The organism is Pseudomonas sp. CFII64 (assembly GCF_000416235.1).
Taxonomy (GTDB): Bacteria; Pseudomonadota; Gammaproteobacteria; order Pseudomonadales; family Pseudomonadaceae; genus Aquipseudomonas.
In genome coordinates this window covers 65,320-80,205 of record NZ_ATLO01000003.1, presented here as the reverse complement: position 1 = coordinate 80,205, position 14,886 = coordinate 65,320, and the positions used below count along the sequence as shown (strand labels likewise).

Genomic DNA, 14,886 nt, shown 5'->3' with positions numbered 1-14,886 from the left:
GTGGCAGTTAAATAGGCAAAGGGTTCCCGGACGCAGCGTTATTTCCCCGCCACCTTGCCAGCATTCTCCCAACCGCCGCCCAAGGCCAGGAACAGATCGATCTGGCCCATCGCAACTTGAGTATTGGCCATGGCCAGCTGGGCGCGGACGTCGGTGTAGGTGCGGGTGGCCTGCAGATCGGCGAGGAAGGATTCGCGGCCAGCCTGGAAGAAGCGGTGGGTCTGGTCGGCGGCCTGTCTGGCGGATTGTTCGGCATCGGCCAGGGCGTCGCGGCGCTCCAGCAGGGCGCTGTATTGCGCCAGGCCGGTCTGGGTTTCGCGGATGGCGTTGAGCACCACGCCGTCGAAGCGGGCGAGGGCGGCCTGGGTCGAGGCTTCGGCCTGATGAATCCGCGCGCGGGAGCCGTTGGACGGGATGGTCCAGTTCAATAGTGGCCCGAAACCCCAGCGATTGGCGGCGGGTTTACCGAGGTTTTCCAGCAGGCCCACGGTGCCGACCGTCGCACCGATGCTGATGTCCGGGTACAACTCGCCGGTGGCCACGCCGATTTCCGCCGTGGCAGCAGCGAGACGGCGTTCGGCCTGGCGCACATCGGGCCGACGCTTGAGCAATGCAGCGCCATCGCCCACCGGCATCACTTGCGCGATATGCGGCAACTCGTTGCAGGTCGCCACGCCTGTCGGCAACTGGTTCAGCGGCTTGGCGAGCAACATCGACAGGCGAAACAGCCCGGCCTGGCGCAGCGCTTCGTAACGCGGTAGCTCGGCGCGCAGGGATTTGAATTGGGTTTGCGAACGGGTGACTTGGGTTTCATCGCCTCGGCCCGCATCACGCAAGCGTTGCGTCAGAGTCACGCCTTGCTGCTGCAGGTCGAGGGATTGCAGCGCGATGCCGTGTTCTTCATTGGCGGCGCACACCTGGGTGTAGGCGCGCACCACATCGGCAACCAGGGTGATGCGCGCGGTATCGGCTGCGGCCTGGGTAGCGTCGACATTGGCTTTCGCCGCTTCGATGCCGCGCTGCAAGGTGCCGAACAGATCGAATTGATACGAAGTGGTAATCCCGACGTTACCGACATTGGCCACTGGCACTTTATCCGCCAGCAGAAACGCTTCGCCCGATTCCTGAAGACGTTCGGCACCTATTTTCACGCCACTGCTGAAACCACCGGCGGCCTGGGCTTCGGCAGTCTGGTAGCGGGCGCGTTGCAGATTGGCGGCGGCGATGCGCAGGTCGGTGTTGGAGGCCATGGCCTGTTGCACCAATTGATCGAGGCGCGGGTCTTGATACAGGCGCCACCAGTCGGCAGGCACCGGCGCGGAAATCGTATTGACCGACTCACCCGCCAGCTCGCCCTGCAAATCCGCTCGATTGATCGCGGCTTGCTCGGGCAACGTGTAATCGGGGCCGACGACCTGGCACGCCGACAACAGCAAGCCAAGCCCGACCGTTGTCAGGCGCGTGAGGTGTTTCATTGCGCGGGCTCCTTGCGGGTACGCGTCTGCGCGTCATCGATGATCGACACCGTGGCGGTGCGCCCGGCGATCATGCGGAAGTCCGCCGGCACTTCATCAAAGGCGATGCGCACCGGAATCCGCTGCGCCAGACGCACCCAGCTGAAGGCCGGGTTAACGTTAGGCAGCAGGTTCGAGCCGCTGCTGCGGTCGCGGTCTTCGATACCGGCGACGATGCTCACCACATGGCCGCGCAGCCGTGCGTTGTCACCGATCACGCGGATATCCACGCCCTGGCCGATATGAATGCCGTCGAGTTTGGTTTCTTCGAAATAGCCATCGATATGGAAAGACGTGCCGTCCACCACCGACAGCACGGCGCGGCCTGCGGTGACGAATTCATGGGCGCGGGGTGCCCGGTCGTTGAGGTAACCGTCAACCGGGCTGCGGATTACCGAGCGATCCAGGTTCAGTTGCGCGGCGTCCACCGCGACCTGCGACTCGTTGAGCGCAGACAAGGCGCGGGCTTCCCGGGACTGGCTTTCTTCCAGTTGTTCGCGGGCCACCAGATTGCCCAGGCCACGGTTGCGTTTGTTTTCGCGACGGGCCTGCTCGTACGTTTCCTGACGTTCAGCGACGGTTGCCTGAGCCTGGCGCAAGGCCAGCCGGAAGCGGTCCTGGTCGATGGTGAACAGCACCTGGCCTTTGGTTACCGACTGGTTATCGCGGACGTCGACTTTCTGGATCAAGCCGGAAACGTCCGGGGCGATCTGGATGATGTCGGCGCGGATATGCCCGTCGCGGGTCCACGGGGCGTACATGTAATACATGACCATGCGCCAGACCACGATGGCGGCGAAGACCACGACGAGCAAAGTCAGGACCACACGGCCCAATGTCAGCAGAGGTTTTTTCATTTCATCAGGTATCGACTGAGAGTATCCACGGCGCCGAGGAGCAAAGCGTATAGACCTACGTTGAACAATGCCCGGTGCCAGACCAGGCGGTAAAAGTGGACACGCGACAACCCAGCGTGGACCACCAGAAACAGCAAATACGTAATGCCCATCAGCGCCAGAAACGTGGGGACGAACACCCCGCTGATGTCCAGATCACCGATCATAGAGGTGCTCCGTCAATGCCATAGGGCGGTTGTTCTTCGGTTTCCGCCGCCGGATGGACGATCTCCACGCCAGGCAACAACGCCAGGCGCAAGCCGCTCAAGGCGTGCAGCAGGTGAGGGCGGGCCGGTTCATCGCTCAGACTTTCAGCGCTCAAGGCGCGGCGGGCGCGGTCCATGGTCATCAGCAAGCCTTTGGGCGCAGGCAGTCGTTCGCGGGCAGTCAGGCAGGCCTGAAAATAACCGCCCACTTCATCCACCACTTGCCGCATCAGCGTTTGCTGGGCGGCATGAACACGAGGCAGCCAGGCCAGCAGATCCAGCAGATTCAATGCCACGCGCAGTTCACGCAGGGCAATGCCGGTGTCCTGTGCGGTGAGGGTCAGGCGCGGCAAATGCTGCATCAGACGATCCAGCATTTGTGCACCCATGCGGCGGTGCTCGGCCAGGGTCGCCGGTTCGGTCAGGGCCACGATGTCGCGCCAACTGAAGCGGGTCAGGCGTTTGGCCGCCAGTTCGACACCGAATGGCCGCACCACCAGGGTCCAGACAAAAGCAAACAGCAGCCCGACCGGCCCGGCCAGATTGGAATTGACGAAGTTCAGGAAGTCCGCGTCGTAGGCGCTTTGAATGCTGATGAATGATGAGGTGTTGACGATGGTCAGCAGCGTGCCGAGGTAGAAGCGCGGCTGCACGGTCAGCGTGCCGACGCAAATGAACGGCACCGCAAACGCTAGCACCAGCATCGGGAAGTCATGCAGATTGGGCAGGACCACGAACAGATACAGGCTGGCAAATACCACCGAAAGCAGGGTCCAGAAGAAGAATCGGTAGATCTGCGGCGCCGGATCGTCCATTGCCGCGAAGAAACTGCACGACACCGCCGCCAGCGCTACCGCTGCCGCGCCGTCGGGCCAGCCCAGCAGAATCCACAGCACCGAGGCGACGATGATCGCCAGCACCGTCGACGTCACCGAATACAACATCAGCCCGCGATCCAGAAACGGCGTGATCCGCCCCAGCCGCCAATGGCGATAGACCGCGCGCCATTGGGTCTGATCATCGGTCTTGATCGCGTGTTGCAGCGTGCGGCAGTCCTGCCACAGGTCGATCCATTCGCCCAGGCGATACAGTGCGTTGGACAGCAGCAACTGACGCCGGTCGTCCAGTTGCGCAGCGGTGGGTTGCAGGCGCTCAAGTTCCCGGTGCAAGGCTTGCCACTGCTCAAACTGCAAACCGCTGGCGGTGTTATCCAGCCAGGCGCGGGTGTCGATCAGCAGTGGTGCAAGATTGGCGACCAGTTCCGGCGTGCGCCGGTCCAGTGCCCACAAGGCGTCGTCCAGCGCGTCGATCACCGGCAGCAAGTGGATCATCCGGCCACGCAGTTCCTTGGCATTGCGCACGGTCTGGCTGCGCGCGCCTTCGTGGGGCAACTGGCCGATCATCAGCTCCAGACTGTTGAAGGTGGCGACCATTGAACCGCGCAAGGCGCCGACTTCTTCCGCGTTGACCGTACGCGCCAGGAAGCGATCGCTGTAGGCCGAGGCATCGCTGAACCACTTGTCCGCCGCGCCCTGCATGACCGGCGCCAGGCGACGCGGCCAGAAAATGCTGCCCACCACCGCCGCGCAAACGATGCCAAGGAAAATTTCCTCGGTGCGCGATACGGCGATCTCGAACACCGCTTGCGGGTTATCCACCACCGGAAAGGAAATCAGCGGCAGGGTATACCCGGCCAGCATCAAGGCGTAGCTGTTGGCGGTGCGCAAATGCAGGGACAGGAACAGCAACGTGCCGGTCCACAACGCGATGACCACCGCCAGCAGAATCGGCGTCTGCACGAACATCGGCACCAGAAACACCGCCGCCGCCGCGCCAGCCAAGGTGCCCAATGCGCGGTACAACGCCTTGGAACTGGTCGGGCCGACGAAGGGGCTGGAGACGATATACACCGTGGCCATCGCCCAGTACGGCCGAGGCATTTCCATCAGCAGGGCGATGTACAACGCCAGCATCGAAGCGCCAAACGTGCGCACGCCGTAAAACCAGTCGCGCGCCGGGGGAACGCCCGCAAAGAAATCTTTCAAGCTGGCCCCGCTGTGTCCGGATGCGCCGCGTCGGCAAAGGCTTTGAAAACGCGCAACGTCGCCTCCAGGTCTGCGCGGGCGACGTTTTTCAGCACGTCGCGGCGCAGGCGAATCAGTTCATCTTCGATGGCCAAGGCCAGGGTTCGGCCGCTTTCGGTCAGGCTCAAGGCTTTGGCGCGGCGATCATTCGGGTCTTCGGTGCGGCAGACGATTCCAGCACTGCATAGCTGATCCAACAGGCGCACCAGCGTCGGACTCTCCATGCCCGCAGCCTGGGCGACGGTGACCTGGTTCACGCCATCGCCCAGGCGCAGGATCATCAGCAAGGGGCCGGCGCAGGCTTCGGACACGCCGTAGGTGACCAGCGTGTTCTGGCAGATGCGCCGCCACTGGCGGGACGCAGCGACCATGGCGCTGCTGATATTCATCTGCAGTGAGTCAAGGGACATGAGATGGACCGGATTTAAATAGTTGGGGTTGATATTGTTCGTAGAGACATTATTAGCTTGCTAACTATTAATATCCTGTAACAAAGAGTTACAGTCAACCCCGGAGTGCCGGGTGGTGGGAGTTTTTTGGGAAGGATGGCGTAGGTTGGGGCGCGAATTTATTCGCGAAATTATATTTTTCCCCGCTCTAATGAACGCGTCCGCCGAGGCTTATCTCAGTCGACAACCGTGGAGCCCGACAATCCGATTCGCGGGCAAGCCTCGCTCCAACGAGGCTCCACTCAATCTGGAAAATCGGCTCTGGCTTTTGATTCTGGCTTTTTCGTGCCGCGATCTGGCAGACACCGCCAAACGCGCGTCGGGAGGCTGAGTGGCCGATTCGCGGGCAAGCCTCGCTCCAACGAGGCTCCACTCAATCTGGAAAATCGGCTCTGGCTTTTGATTCTGGCTTTTTCGTGCCGCGATCTGGCAGACACCGCCAAACGCGCGTCGGGAGGCTGAGCGCAGGTGTCGTGGTGTGGGGCGACCGGCATGGATGCCGGTCGAGCGCCGTTGCGCCAGGGATGGCGCGTCGGCGCGTACCCACACCACGGCACCGGAGCGAAGGAACCCGACGAAGTCGGGCCGGACGTCAGCGCATAATGGTTTCCCCCCTTTGCGAAATGTATAGACCGGGGACATAGCTGACAGGTCTGCGGGCGCTCACTTCAAGCGGTTGCGGTCTGATGAATCGGCAACATGATCTTGAACGCGGTCCCCACGCCCACTTCGCTCTGCACGGTGATGTGTCCGCCGTGTTTGTTGACGATGCCGTACGACAGCGACAGGCCGAGACCGGTGCCCTGGCCGACGGGTTTGGTCGTATAGAACGGGTCGAAAATACGCTGCAGCGATTCCGGTGCAATGCCCGAACCGTTGTCGGCCACTTCCAGCCACACCTGGTCGTCCTCCACGCCGCTGCGGATCGTGATCTTGCCGCGTTGCGCGCCCATCGCCTGGGCGGCGTTGACCACCAGGTTCATGATCACCTGATTGATTTGCGAGGGCAGGCACTCGATCTCCGGAAGGTCGCCGTATTCCTTGATGACATCAGCCTTGTATTTCAATTCGTTGGCGGCGATGTTCAGGGTCGAATCGATGCCGTCATGCACGTTCGCCCATTGCCATTGTTCACTGGAATCCACTCGTGAGAACGCTTTAAGGTCCTTGACGATTTTTCCGGCGCGGCTGATGCCCTCCTTGGACTCGGCGATCAACACGGGAATGTCTTCCAGCAGGTAATCCAGTTCCACCTGTTCACGAAGGGCCGACAACTGCTGTTCGGTCGGTCCCGGCGGCATGGCTTTTTCCGCCACGCGATAAGCATCGAGCATTTCCTGGAGTTTGCTGAAGTAGCCTTCCAGCGTGCCGAGGTTGGAGGAAATGAAACCGATGGGATTGTTGATCTCATGGGCGACACCGGCCGCCAGTTGCCCCAGCGAGGCGAGCTTCTCCGATTGCACCAGCTGGCTTTCCAGCAGTTTTCGCTCGTCGATTTCCCGCCGCAGCGCCTCGCTGGTCTGGGTCAGCTCAGCGGTGCGGCGTTCGACCAGGTTTTCCAGCGAATCCATCTGTACCGAAGCGCGTTGGGCCATTTCCCATTTGTTGGTCAGGGTGTTGGCCAGTTGCTGGACTTCGATGTTGTCGAAAGGTTTTTTCAGAATCAGCAGGCGGTCGTGACCTTGCAACCGGTCCAGCAGTTCGTCCCAGGAATAATCCGTGTAAGCGGTACACACGACGATTTGCAGGCGTGGGTCCGCCGCCCACAGATGTTCGATGGTCTTGGCGCCGTCCCAGCCTTGAGGCATACGCATGTCCACGAACGCCAGGGCGTAGGGCAGATTTTGCGCCAGCACCTCGTTGACCTTGGCCAGTCCTTCCTCGCCGCCGTAAGCGGAGTCCAGTGAGAACGGCTTGCTGACCACCGGAACCTCGCTGCCGAACAACGCCGCCTCGATCAGGTCCAGTTCCTCATTGGAAACCTCGGAAGGCGTGAGGATTTTGCGGAAATCTTCGTGAATGGACGGGGTGTCGTCGATCAGAAGGATGCGTCGGTTACTGAGACTGTTCATTGCGCACCTGCGGCAGGATTGAATGGAAGATCCAGGGTGAATGAGGCGCCTTTGCCGGGACCGTCACTCTGGGCCGTCAATTGCCCGTTCATCTCGATTGCAGCCAGCGCACAGCTGTGCAGGCCGAAACCATGGCCCTCCTTGCGGGTGGTGAAGCCGTGAACAAACAGACGCGGCAGGTTTTCCGGCGAAATACCTTCGCCTTCGTCCTTGACGCAGATGCGCAACGTCGTGCCCCCGACAATGTTCACCGCCAGGGTTATCTTGCGCGCGGCATTGTCGGTCTGGGACATGGCGTATTTGGCGTTGCTGATCAGGTTGATCATGATCAGCAGGATCCGGTGTTTATCGCCCAGTATTTCCGGCACGCTGCCGTACTCGCGGACCACGGCGACACTGTGCCGGGTCAAGGCGCCGGAGTTCATGTGCAGGGCGTCCTCCAGCAAGGAGGTGATGCTCAGGGTTTCGATGAGGTCGGCGGCTCCGGCATAGGACTGTTGTTTGGCCACGATTTCCTTGATGTGGTCCACGCTTTTGGTCAGCCGTTCCAGTTCCTCGGCGATGCTTTGTTGTTCCATGTCCAGGGTGATCACCAATTGATTCAGGTAACCGGGCAGCAGTTTGCCTTTGTCGTCCAGGGTCATGAAATTGCCCAGGTCTGTCGCATGCTCGTTCATCATCGCCACGGCCTTGGCCAGGCCGCGGGCCTTGCTGTCGCGCACCCGGCGTGTCACCAGTTCTGCGGAAATGTTCACGCTGTTGAGCACGTTGCCAACGTTATGCAAAACATTGGTGGCGATCTCCGCCATCCCGGCCTGACGCGCAGTGTCCATCAGTTCGGTCTGCGCATTCCTGAGCTCGCACGTGCGCTCCTCGACCCGTCGCTCCAGGCTCGCATTGGCTTCCTGCAAGGCTTTGTTGACGTCGTTGATCACCTTGTAACTGCGCACCAGACGCTGCACCAGATACACCAGCAACAGCGCCATCACCGCCGAAAGGATGACCAGATACAGGTGGTACTGCTGCTCTTTTTCCACCGCTTGTTGCTGGTGAACATTGAGCATCTGGTTAATGGCATCCAGGCGGTCCGCCACGGGCACTGCGGCGATGCGCCCCAGCAGATCATTGACGAAAGGCTGCTCCCGCTGGATCAGGTTGATGTGATTGAGCAGGATGCTGATCGAGGCGCTGAGCGGCGCCGGCAGCAAATCATTCGCCGCACGCACCCGATTGATCCCCACTTCGATTTCTGCGGACTTGTCAGACGTTGCCGACTGAGCGAACTCCAGACCGCTCAAGAGCAGGTCATAAATGTTGGTTGCGGTGTTCTGCAGCAGGACCGGATCTTCGACCTGTGCCAGCTGAAACTGGATGTCGTCGGCTGCCGAGGGCAAAAATGCCAGGGAGTTACGCAGCACTGCATCGTGGGACTTGAACTGCTCCACCAGCTCCGTCTTGAGTTCCAGCGCCTCCAGGTAAGCGTCGCGACGGGTTGTCCATTCGTCGGTTTGTTGGCCGGTTTCAAGGTGCAGCATCGTTTCAAAACTGGACCCCAGGCGCTTCATTTCCGTCAGCGGCGCAACCAGCAGGTCATAGTCCTGGGTGACGCCCATCCGGGATTTGAGGATTTCGGTTTCCCAGTGGGCATCCAGCTGTTTGAGCTGGCGTATCACGTCCCGGGATTCGAAGTAGGTGGAGCTCTCATGGGAGATGGAGTTGAAATACAAGAACACCAGAACCGAGGCGATGCTCAGGGTTATTGCGCCCAACAGTGTGGTTTTCGAGCGTCGGGACATTTTCATAGGGGTTTGCCTGCCAGCTCACCGGTCAGGGTTTTCAGAAACTGCACGATCAGCGATTTATCCTGGTCGGTCGGCACGCGGCCCAATTGGTAGGTGAACATCACGTCGACGGCCTCTTCCAGGGTAGCGGCGGACCCGTCGTGGAAATAAGGCGCGGTGAGCGCGATGTTACGCAGGCTGGGCACCTTGAATACGTTGCGGTCTGCCTCCTTGCCGGTCACGAGAAAGCGTCCCTGGTCAGCGTTGGTGACTTTGCCCCTGACCTTGAAGTAATCGCCCATGACGCCGAATTTCTGAAACATGTTGCCACCGATGTTGATCCCTTGATGGCAGGCAATGCAGCCGTACTGCTTGAAGCGCTGATAGCCGTATTTCTCCTGCAGCGTAAGGATGTCCGTGTCGCCTTTGAGGTAACGATCGAAGCGCGAGTTGGGGGTTATCAGGGTGCGCTCGTAACTTTGCAGCGCTTGCTGGATGTTGGCGACGGTGACGCCGTCGGTGTAGGCAGCGGCAAAAGCTTTGCGGTAGAGACTGTCGCCGGCCAGCTGGGCACTGACGTGTTCCCAGGAACTGCCCATTTCCAGTGGGCTTTGCACCACTTCATGGATCTGTGCCGTCAGGGAATCGGCGCGGCCGTTCCAGAACTGCTTGAAATTCAGTGCCGCGTTGAACACCGTCGGCGTGTTGATCGGCAATGTGCCGCCTAGAAAACCGATCGACAGCGGCTTGTCGTCGGCGCCGCCATGGTCCAGGCGATGGCAACTGGCGCAGGAAAGCGTGCCATTGGCTGAAAGGCGGACCTCATTGAACAGCTGGCGGCCCAGTTCGACCTGCTGCGGGTCTTGCGCCACGACATCAGGCAGCGGCTGGAGCGGCTCATTCAAGGGTTGTGCGACACTGGCGCTCGAGACGCCCAGGGCCAGGGCAAAAAAACCCATCAATCCGTATGAATACATCTGGAGCGTCCTTTGCCAATGGAATGGAGCTTCCGGGAAGCGACGCAGACAGGGCAGGGCGCCGGACCGATAACTGTATGTCGGCTGCGGCAGGATTTTAGTGAGCCAGCCAGGCGAATATAAATGCCCTTCCCCAAGCTCATGGACTAACGCATTATCTCCAGTAGCGATGGAACATAACGCGCACATATAAATGCTAATCAAGGTGTCGACATGGACGAACAATCTGTTTCCGAGGTTGAATTCAAGCCCAATGTGTTGCTGGTAGACGACGAGGAACTGATCCTCAGCAGCCTGCGTCGCTTACTGCGCTCTCACGGCTACAACCTGTTCCTTGCCGATAGCGGGGCCAAGGCGCTGGAAATCATGGCGCAGCAGCGTATCGATCTGGTCATGAGCGATGCGCGCATGCCGAACATGGATGGCGCGACGTTGCTGGCCGAGATCAACAAACGTTATCCCTCGACCATGCGTATCCTGCTTACCGGCTTCGCCGACGTGGACATGATTGCCAAGGCCATCAACGAAGGCCGTATTCACAGCTACATCAGCAAGCCCTGGAACGATGAAGAAATGCTGCTGACCTTGCGCCAGTTGTTTGCGCATCAGCATTCGGAACGCGAGCGGGTGCGCCTTGAAAAGCTCACCAAGGTGCAGAACGAAGCCCTGCAGTCGATGAATATCACTCTGGAAAACCGCGTTGCGGCGCGCACCTCCGAGCTGCAACAGACTGCCGACATGCTCGATCTGGCTTACGACGAACTCAAGCGCAGCTACGCGACCAGCACCGAGGTATTCTCGGTATTGCTCAACCAGCGCCTGCCGCACGACAAGCAGACCAATCGGCAGATTATCGATCTGGTCCGCACCTACGCCCAGGTCCATCCTATGGATGAGGCCAGCCAGCGCGACCTGAGCATGGCGGCGGCCTTGCACAATATCGGCAAGTTGAGCTGGACCGACAGCATGATGAGTGCGCCGGCGGACTTGCTCAATCACACCGAGCGCGACCGCTATCGCAGCTATCCGAAGAAGAGCGAATCGGTGCTGATGACCCTGGAGCCGATGCAGGATGCGGCGCGGCTCATTCTTCACCACCAGGAGCGCTGGGACGGCACCGGTTTCCCCGACCACCTCAAGGGCGAGGCCATTCCGTTCGGTTCGCGCCTGCTCAAGCTCGCTGTGGATTTCATTGAGCTGCAGCATGGCTTGATCCTTGAACGGCAGATGAACAGCGACGAAGCCCTGACATTCATCCGCAAATACAGCGGGCGTCTGTACGATCCGGGCTTGCTGGAGGATTTCGTCAAGGTGTGCGCGATCTACCAGAGCGACGTGACCCTGGGCGACCCGCTGGTCAAGGGCTTCACCACCCGCGAGCTGGAGGCCGGGATGGCGCTGGCGCGCAACCTGAGTGCCGACAACGGCATGTTGTTGCTCAACGCCGGCAAAGTGCTCAGCGAGCAATTGATCCAGAAGCTGATTGCTTTCGAGGCCATGGAAGCCAGCAAATACACCGTTTTCGTGCGTCTGGAAGCGCCGGTCCTCACTGACTGAACCCGGCGAAAAGCGCTTGAACCTTCAGCCTGCGCCTCATCGGTGCGCAGGCTGACCGTGACAATTTGAAAAAGTGCCCCTCTCAAGCTGAAAAATACGACCGTTCGTCGTAATCTCCGCAATAAATCCCCCTCAGAAAATGTATCCGCGACGCTACCGCAGCAAAAAAATGACGCATGGCCCCGGCCTAGAGGCCTCGTTGGCTAACAACTGCCATGCAAATGAAGCTGTACACGTTCCGACTCAAATACTGGCCAAATAATAGCCTTTGCCAATGAGCGCTGTTTTATTGACGCCAATGCTCTGTCGTGCGCGCTATTTAAAGCGCCAATCCAGCCGATACTCCGAGACGAAGCCAATGGGCAGCAAAAGCCCGATATAGACACTTTGTCGGTGCGCCAGCGCACCTCGTGAGTATGCAATGATCGATCTCGCCATGTGGAACCTGTCTGTACCGGTCGGCACACCTGCCGTCACGATTGATACGCCCAAGCTGCTGGGCGGTTATCAGGATGGCTATTTCCGTTCGGGCAACACCCTGTTTTTCTGGGCGCCAGTTACAGGCTCACGCACTGAGAACGCGGTTTATCCCAGAACCGAATTGCGCGAGACCAAGGCGGATGGCAGCGTAAATAACTGGACGTACTCGCAAGCGGACAATTTTCTCAGGGCCGCACTGATGGTCAATCAGGTGCCTTCCACGGGCAAGATCGTGATCGGGCAGATCCATTGCTTCCAGAGCACGGAGCCGTTGCTCAAGGTTGAATATCAGTACAAGGAAAAACTCCAGACCGGCAACATCGTCGCCAAATTCCGTCGCAGCCCCGATGCGGAAATCGAGGTCATCACCATTGCCCAAGGCGTCCCGCTTAATCAGCGCTTCAGCTACAGCATCCACCTGACTCCGGCCGGCAACCTGACGGTCAATGCTTCGGATTTTGTCTGGAGCGCCAAACTTGATGCGGCCTGGAGCACCAAGCTGCTGTATTTCAAGGCCGGGGTTTATACCCAGGACAACACCGGCTACGCCACCGAAGGCGGCGCGGCGACGTTCTACAAGCTGACGATCAATCACGATAAAAAGGCGTGATTGGGGCGTGTTTTGGGTAGGAGGGGACTTGTCCCCGATGGCATCGGATTGGTCGACATCATTTCGCCTGATACCAATCGGGTGTTTGCGCCGACGTCTTCCCGGACAAGTCCGGTCCTACCGGAAAAACCAGGGTAAAACTAATCCTCCCCGCCACTGGCTGGGCCACGGCGACCCGGCCGCCGTGCAAATGCATGATCGCCGCGACAATCGCCAGGCCCAGGCCGTTGGAGTCCGAGCTTTGATGGCGGGAGGCGTCGCCCCGGTAGAAGCGGTCGAACAGCTTGGCCAGCGCCGCCTCGGCCAGGGGCGGTCCCTGATTGTCGACTTCGATCAAGCAGTGCCCTGCGTGCTGCTTGACCCGCACCAGAATCTCGCTGCCTTGGTCGGCATAGCGGATCGCATTGGCCACCAGATTGCTCAACGCCCGACGCAACAGGATCGGATCAGCCTGCAAGGTGCCATCGCCTGAGGTCTGAATACTCATCTGCCGCTCTTCGGCAAGACCTTCGAAATACCCGGCAATCCGCTGCAGCTCGTCTTGCAGGGCCAACGGCTGACGTTTGAGTACGGCCTGGGCTTCATCGGCGCGGGCGAGAAACAGGATGCTTTCGATCAGTCGCGAAATGCGCTCCAGCTCCTCAAGATTGGAAGCCAGCAGCGCCTGGTATTCATCGACGCTGCGCGTCTGGCGCAGCGCAACCTGGCAATGGCCCATCAAGGAGCCCACCGGTGTGCGGATTTCGTGGGCCAGGTCAGCGGAAAACTGCGTCAGACGTTGATAACCGTCATCCAGCCGTTCCAGCATGGCGTTGAACGCATCCACCAGCGGCTGCAATTCCACCGGCGTGTCCTGACTGTCGAGGCGCCTGTGCAGGCGCGCCGGGGTAATGTCCGCAGCGTGGGCGGTCATCCGCCGCAGCGGACGCAGGCCGCGACGCAACAGCACATAGCCGAGCAGCGCGGTGATCAGGAACGCCAGGGTCGTGGCGGCATAAATACGCTGACGAAAGCTCTCCAGCATGGCCATTTCCTTGACCATCAAATGCGCTGCGGTCAGACGGACCTCAACTCCGCCGGACATTGCCGTGCTCGACGCCGCCCGCAGGGGCACGCCTTGCAGGCTCGTGCCGCTGCGCAGATCCGTGTCGCGCAATGCCACGTCCTGCGGCACGACGGGCAACTCCGGCAATGGCGCCCGTTGCGGATTGACCGAGATCACCGGCGCCTTGCCCGGCTCGCCAATCAGAAAAATGTCTTCTTCGCTGTCGAGCATGTTTTCGAACAACTGCGGGCTGCCCTTGAGGTTTTCCAGAGTCAGGTCGTAGCGCAGCAGTTTGCGAAAGTGATCAAGGCGCGCCAGCACGGCGTGGTCGGTGCGCTGCATCACCGACTGTTTCATGGACGCGTACAGATACCAGCCCGCGCCGCTGACGGTAAACATCGCCACCAGCGCGAAGGCCAGGCTGGAGCGCAGGATCAGGGATGGTTGGCGTCGGGACCGCATGGCCGCACCTCACAGACATAGCCGATGCCGCGCACGGTGTGGATGAGCTTGACCGGGAAGGGCAGGTCGACTTTGCTGCGCAAGCGTTTGATCGCCACGTCGACGACGTTGGTGTCGCTGTCGAAATTCATGTCCCACACTTCCGAAGCGATCTGCGCCCTGGACAACACATCGCCTTCGCGGCGCAGCAGCAGGTGCAGCAAGGCGAACTCTTTATTGGTCAGGACAATCACCTGTTGCTGGCGGGTGACGCGGCGGCGCAGCAGGTCCAGTTCCAGATCGGCCAGATGAAAATGATCGGCCTCGCGCACCACGCCCCGGCGCAGAATCGTGCGGATGCGCAGCAGCAGTTCGGTGAAGGAAAACGGTTTCACCAGATAGTCGTCGGCACCCAGCTCCAGGCCGCGAATCCGGTCCTGCAACTGGTCGCGGGCGGTGAGGAACAGCACCGGTACGTCCTGTTTGGCGCGCAACACCTCGATAATCTGCCAGCCGTCGATGCCTGGCAGCATCACGTCGAGCACGATCAGGTCGTAGCGATTTTCCAGGGCCAGGTGCAGGCCGTCGGTGCCGTGCTGGGTCCAGTCGACTTTATAGCCGGATTCGCCGAGGCCCTTTTTCAGGTACTCGCCGGTCTTGGTGTCGTCTTCGATGAGCAGGATGTGCATGGTGGTTCCGCCGGTTCAGGCGCTGCACGCCGGGTGGGAAGGCAAGTCTAACCAAGACCTGGCGGGCTGTCGGTTACATTTTTGT

Annotated in this window: 12 protein-coding genes; 2 read left to right on the top strand and 10 right to left on the bottom strand. The window is 60.3% G+C overall.

Features of this window, described 5'->3' with window-relative positions:
* Positions 1-38 precede the first annotated feature (38 nt).
* The 8 genes from CFII64_RS00375 to CFII64_RS00340 all read right to left on the bottom strand — a co-directional run bounded on the left by CFII64_RS00375 (position 39) and on the right by CFII64_RS00340 (position 9,961).
* Positions 39-1,475 carry an efflux transporter outer membrane subunit gene (locus CFII64_RS00375; RefSeq protein WP_020288751.1) on the bottom strand — a complete coding sequence of 479 codons (1,437 nt, stop codon included), beginning with the start codon at positions 1,473-1,475 and terminating at the stop codon, positions 39-41.
* Positions 1,472-2,371, bottom strand: a complete 900-nt coding sequence (locus CFII64_RS00370) for an HlyD family secretion protein (RefSeq protein ID WP_020288750.1) — start codon at positions 2,369-2,371, stop codon at positions 1,472-1,474. Before CFII64_RS00370 ends, CFII64_RS00375 begins: the two co-directional genes overlap by 4 nt.
* Positions 2,368-2,577 carry a DUF1656 domain-containing protein gene (locus CFII64_RS00365; protein WP_020288749.1) on the bottom strand — a complete coding sequence of 70 codons (210 nt, stop codon included), beginning with the start codon at positions 2,575-2,577 and terminating at the stop codon, positions 2,368-2,370. The genes CFII64_RS00370 and CFII64_RS00365 overlap by 4 nt, the downstream gene beginning before the upstream one ends.
* Entirely contained in the window at positions 2,574-4,661 is a 2,088-nt protein-coding gene (locus tag CFII64_RS00360) for an FUSC family protein (RefSeq protein ID WP_020288748.1), read from the bottom strand. The genes CFII64_RS00365 and CFII64_RS00360 overlap by 4 nt, the downstream gene beginning before the upstream one ends.
* Positions 4,658-5,110 (bottom strand): MarR family winged helix-turn-helix transcriptional regulator, encoded by a 453-nt coding sequence (locus CFII64_RS00355; protein WP_044901057.1) that lies wholly within the window; start codon positions 5,108-5,110, stop codon positions 4,658-4,660. The genes CFII64_RS00360 and CFII64_RS00355 overlap by 4 nt, the downstream gene beginning before the upstream one ends.
* Before the next feature lie 707 nt (positions 5,111-5,817).
* Positions 5,818-7,221, bottom strand: a complete 1,404-nt coding sequence (locus tag CFII64_RS00350) for an ATP-binding protein (RefSeq protein ID WP_020288746.1) — start codon at positions 7,219-7,221, stop codon at positions 5,818-5,820.
* The gene (locus CFII64_RS00345; protein ID WP_020288745.1) at positions 7,218-9,023 is read right to left on the bottom strand and encodes a DAHL domain-containing protein; all 1,806 of its coding nucleotides are present in this window, start codon (positions 9,021-9,023) and stop codon (positions 7,218-7,220) included. The genes CFII64_RS00350 and CFII64_RS00345 overlap by 4 nt, the downstream gene beginning before the upstream one ends.
* Positions 9,020-9,961, bottom strand: a complete 942-nt coding sequence (locus tag CFII64_RS00340; protein WP_052026549.1) for a cytochrome-c peroxidase — start codon at positions 9,959-9,961, stop codon at positions 9,020-9,022. Before CFII64_RS00340 ends, CFII64_RS00345 begins: the two co-directional genes overlap by 4 nt.
* 231 nt (positions 9,962-10,192) lie before the next feature.
* Between CFII64_RS00340 and CFII64_RS00335 the strand changes: the two genes are divergently transcribed.
* A complete protein-coding gene (locus CFII64_RS00335; RefSeq protein WP_020288743.1) occupies positions 10,193-11,536 on the top strand; it encodes an HD domain-containing phosphohydrolase in 1,344 nt (447 codons plus the stop codon).
* Between the two features lie 421 nt (positions 11,537-11,957).
* Positions 11,958-12,626, top strand: coding sequence for a polysaccharide lyase family 7 protein (locus CFII64_RS00330; protein ID WP_020288742.1), 669 nt, complete (start codon positions 11,958-11,960; stop codon positions 12,624-12,626).
* A 58-nt stretch (positions 12,627-12,684) separates the two neighbouring features.
* Here the strand turns inward: CFII64_RS00330 and CFII64_RS00325 are convergent, their stop codons facing one another.
* Together CFII64_RS00325 and CFII64_RS00320 are read right to left on the bottom strand one after the other, a co-directional pair.
* The gene (locus CFII64_RS00325; protein WP_020288741.1) at positions 12,685-14,133 is read right to left on the bottom strand and encodes a heavy metal sensor histidine kinase; all 1,449 of its coding nucleotides are present in this window, start codon (positions 14,131-14,133) and stop codon (positions 12,685-12,687) included.
* On the bottom strand, positions 14,106-14,801 hold the full coding sequence (locus tag CFII64_RS00320; RefSeq protein ID WP_020288740.1) for a heavy metal response regulator transcription factor: 696 nt from the start codon (positions 14,799-14,801) through the stop codon (positions 14,106-14,108). The genes CFII64_RS00325 and CFII64_RS00320 overlap by 28 nt, the downstream gene beginning before the upstream one ends.
* Between the last annotated feature and the right edge of the window lie 85 nt (positions 14,802-14,886).

What these genes read in the sequence shown, in the direction of transcription:
- CFII64_RS00375 (WP_020288751.1), bottom strand. Translation starts at nt 1,475, where the DNA reads ATGAAACACCTCACGCGCCTGACAACGGTCGGGCTTGGCTTGCTGTTG.
- CFII64_RS00370 (WP_020288750.1), bottom strand. Translation starts at nt 2,371, where the DNA reads ATGAAAAAACCTCTGCTGACATTGGGCCGTGTGGTCCTGACTTTGCTC.
- CFII64_RS00365 (WP_020288749.1), bottom strand. Translation starts at nt 2,577, where the DNA reads ATGATCGGTGATCTGGACATCAGCGGGGTGTTCGTCCCCACGTTTCTG.
- CFII64_RS00355 (WP_044901057.1), bottom strand. Translation starts at nt 5,110, where the DNA reads ATGTCCCTTGACTCACTGCAGATGAATATCAGCAGCGCCATGGTCGCT.
- CFII64_RS00350 (WP_020288746.1), bottom strand. Translation starts at nt 7,221, where the DNA reads ATGAACAGTCTCAGTAACCGACGCATCCTTCTGATCGACGACACCCCG.
- CFII64_RS00345 (WP_020288745.1), bottom strand. Translation starts at nt 9,023, where the DNA reads ATGAAAATGTCCCGACGCTCGAAAACCACACTGTTGGGCGCAATAACC.
- CFII64_RS00340 (WP_052026549.1), bottom strand. Translation starts at nt 9,961, where the DNA reads ATGGGTTTTTTTGCCCTGGCCCTGGGCGTCTCGAGCGCCAGTGTCGCA.
- CFII64_RS00335 (WP_020288743.1), top strand. Translation starts at nt 10,193, where the DNA reads ATGGACGAACAATCTGTTTCCGAGGTTGAATTCAAGCCCAATGTGTTG.
- CFII64_RS00330 (WP_020288742.1), top strand. Translation starts at nt 11,958, where the DNA reads ATGATCGATCTCGCCATGTGGAACCTGTCTGTACCGGTCGGCACACCT.
- CFII64_RS00325 (WP_020288741.1), bottom strand. Translation starts at nt 14,133, where the DNA reads ATGCGGTCCCGACGCCAACCATCCCTGATCCTGCGCTCCAGCCTGGCC.
- CFII64_RS00320 (WP_020288740.1), bottom strand. Translation starts at nt 14,801, where the DNA reads ATGCACATCCTGCTCATCGAAGACGACACCAAGACCGGCGAGTACCTG.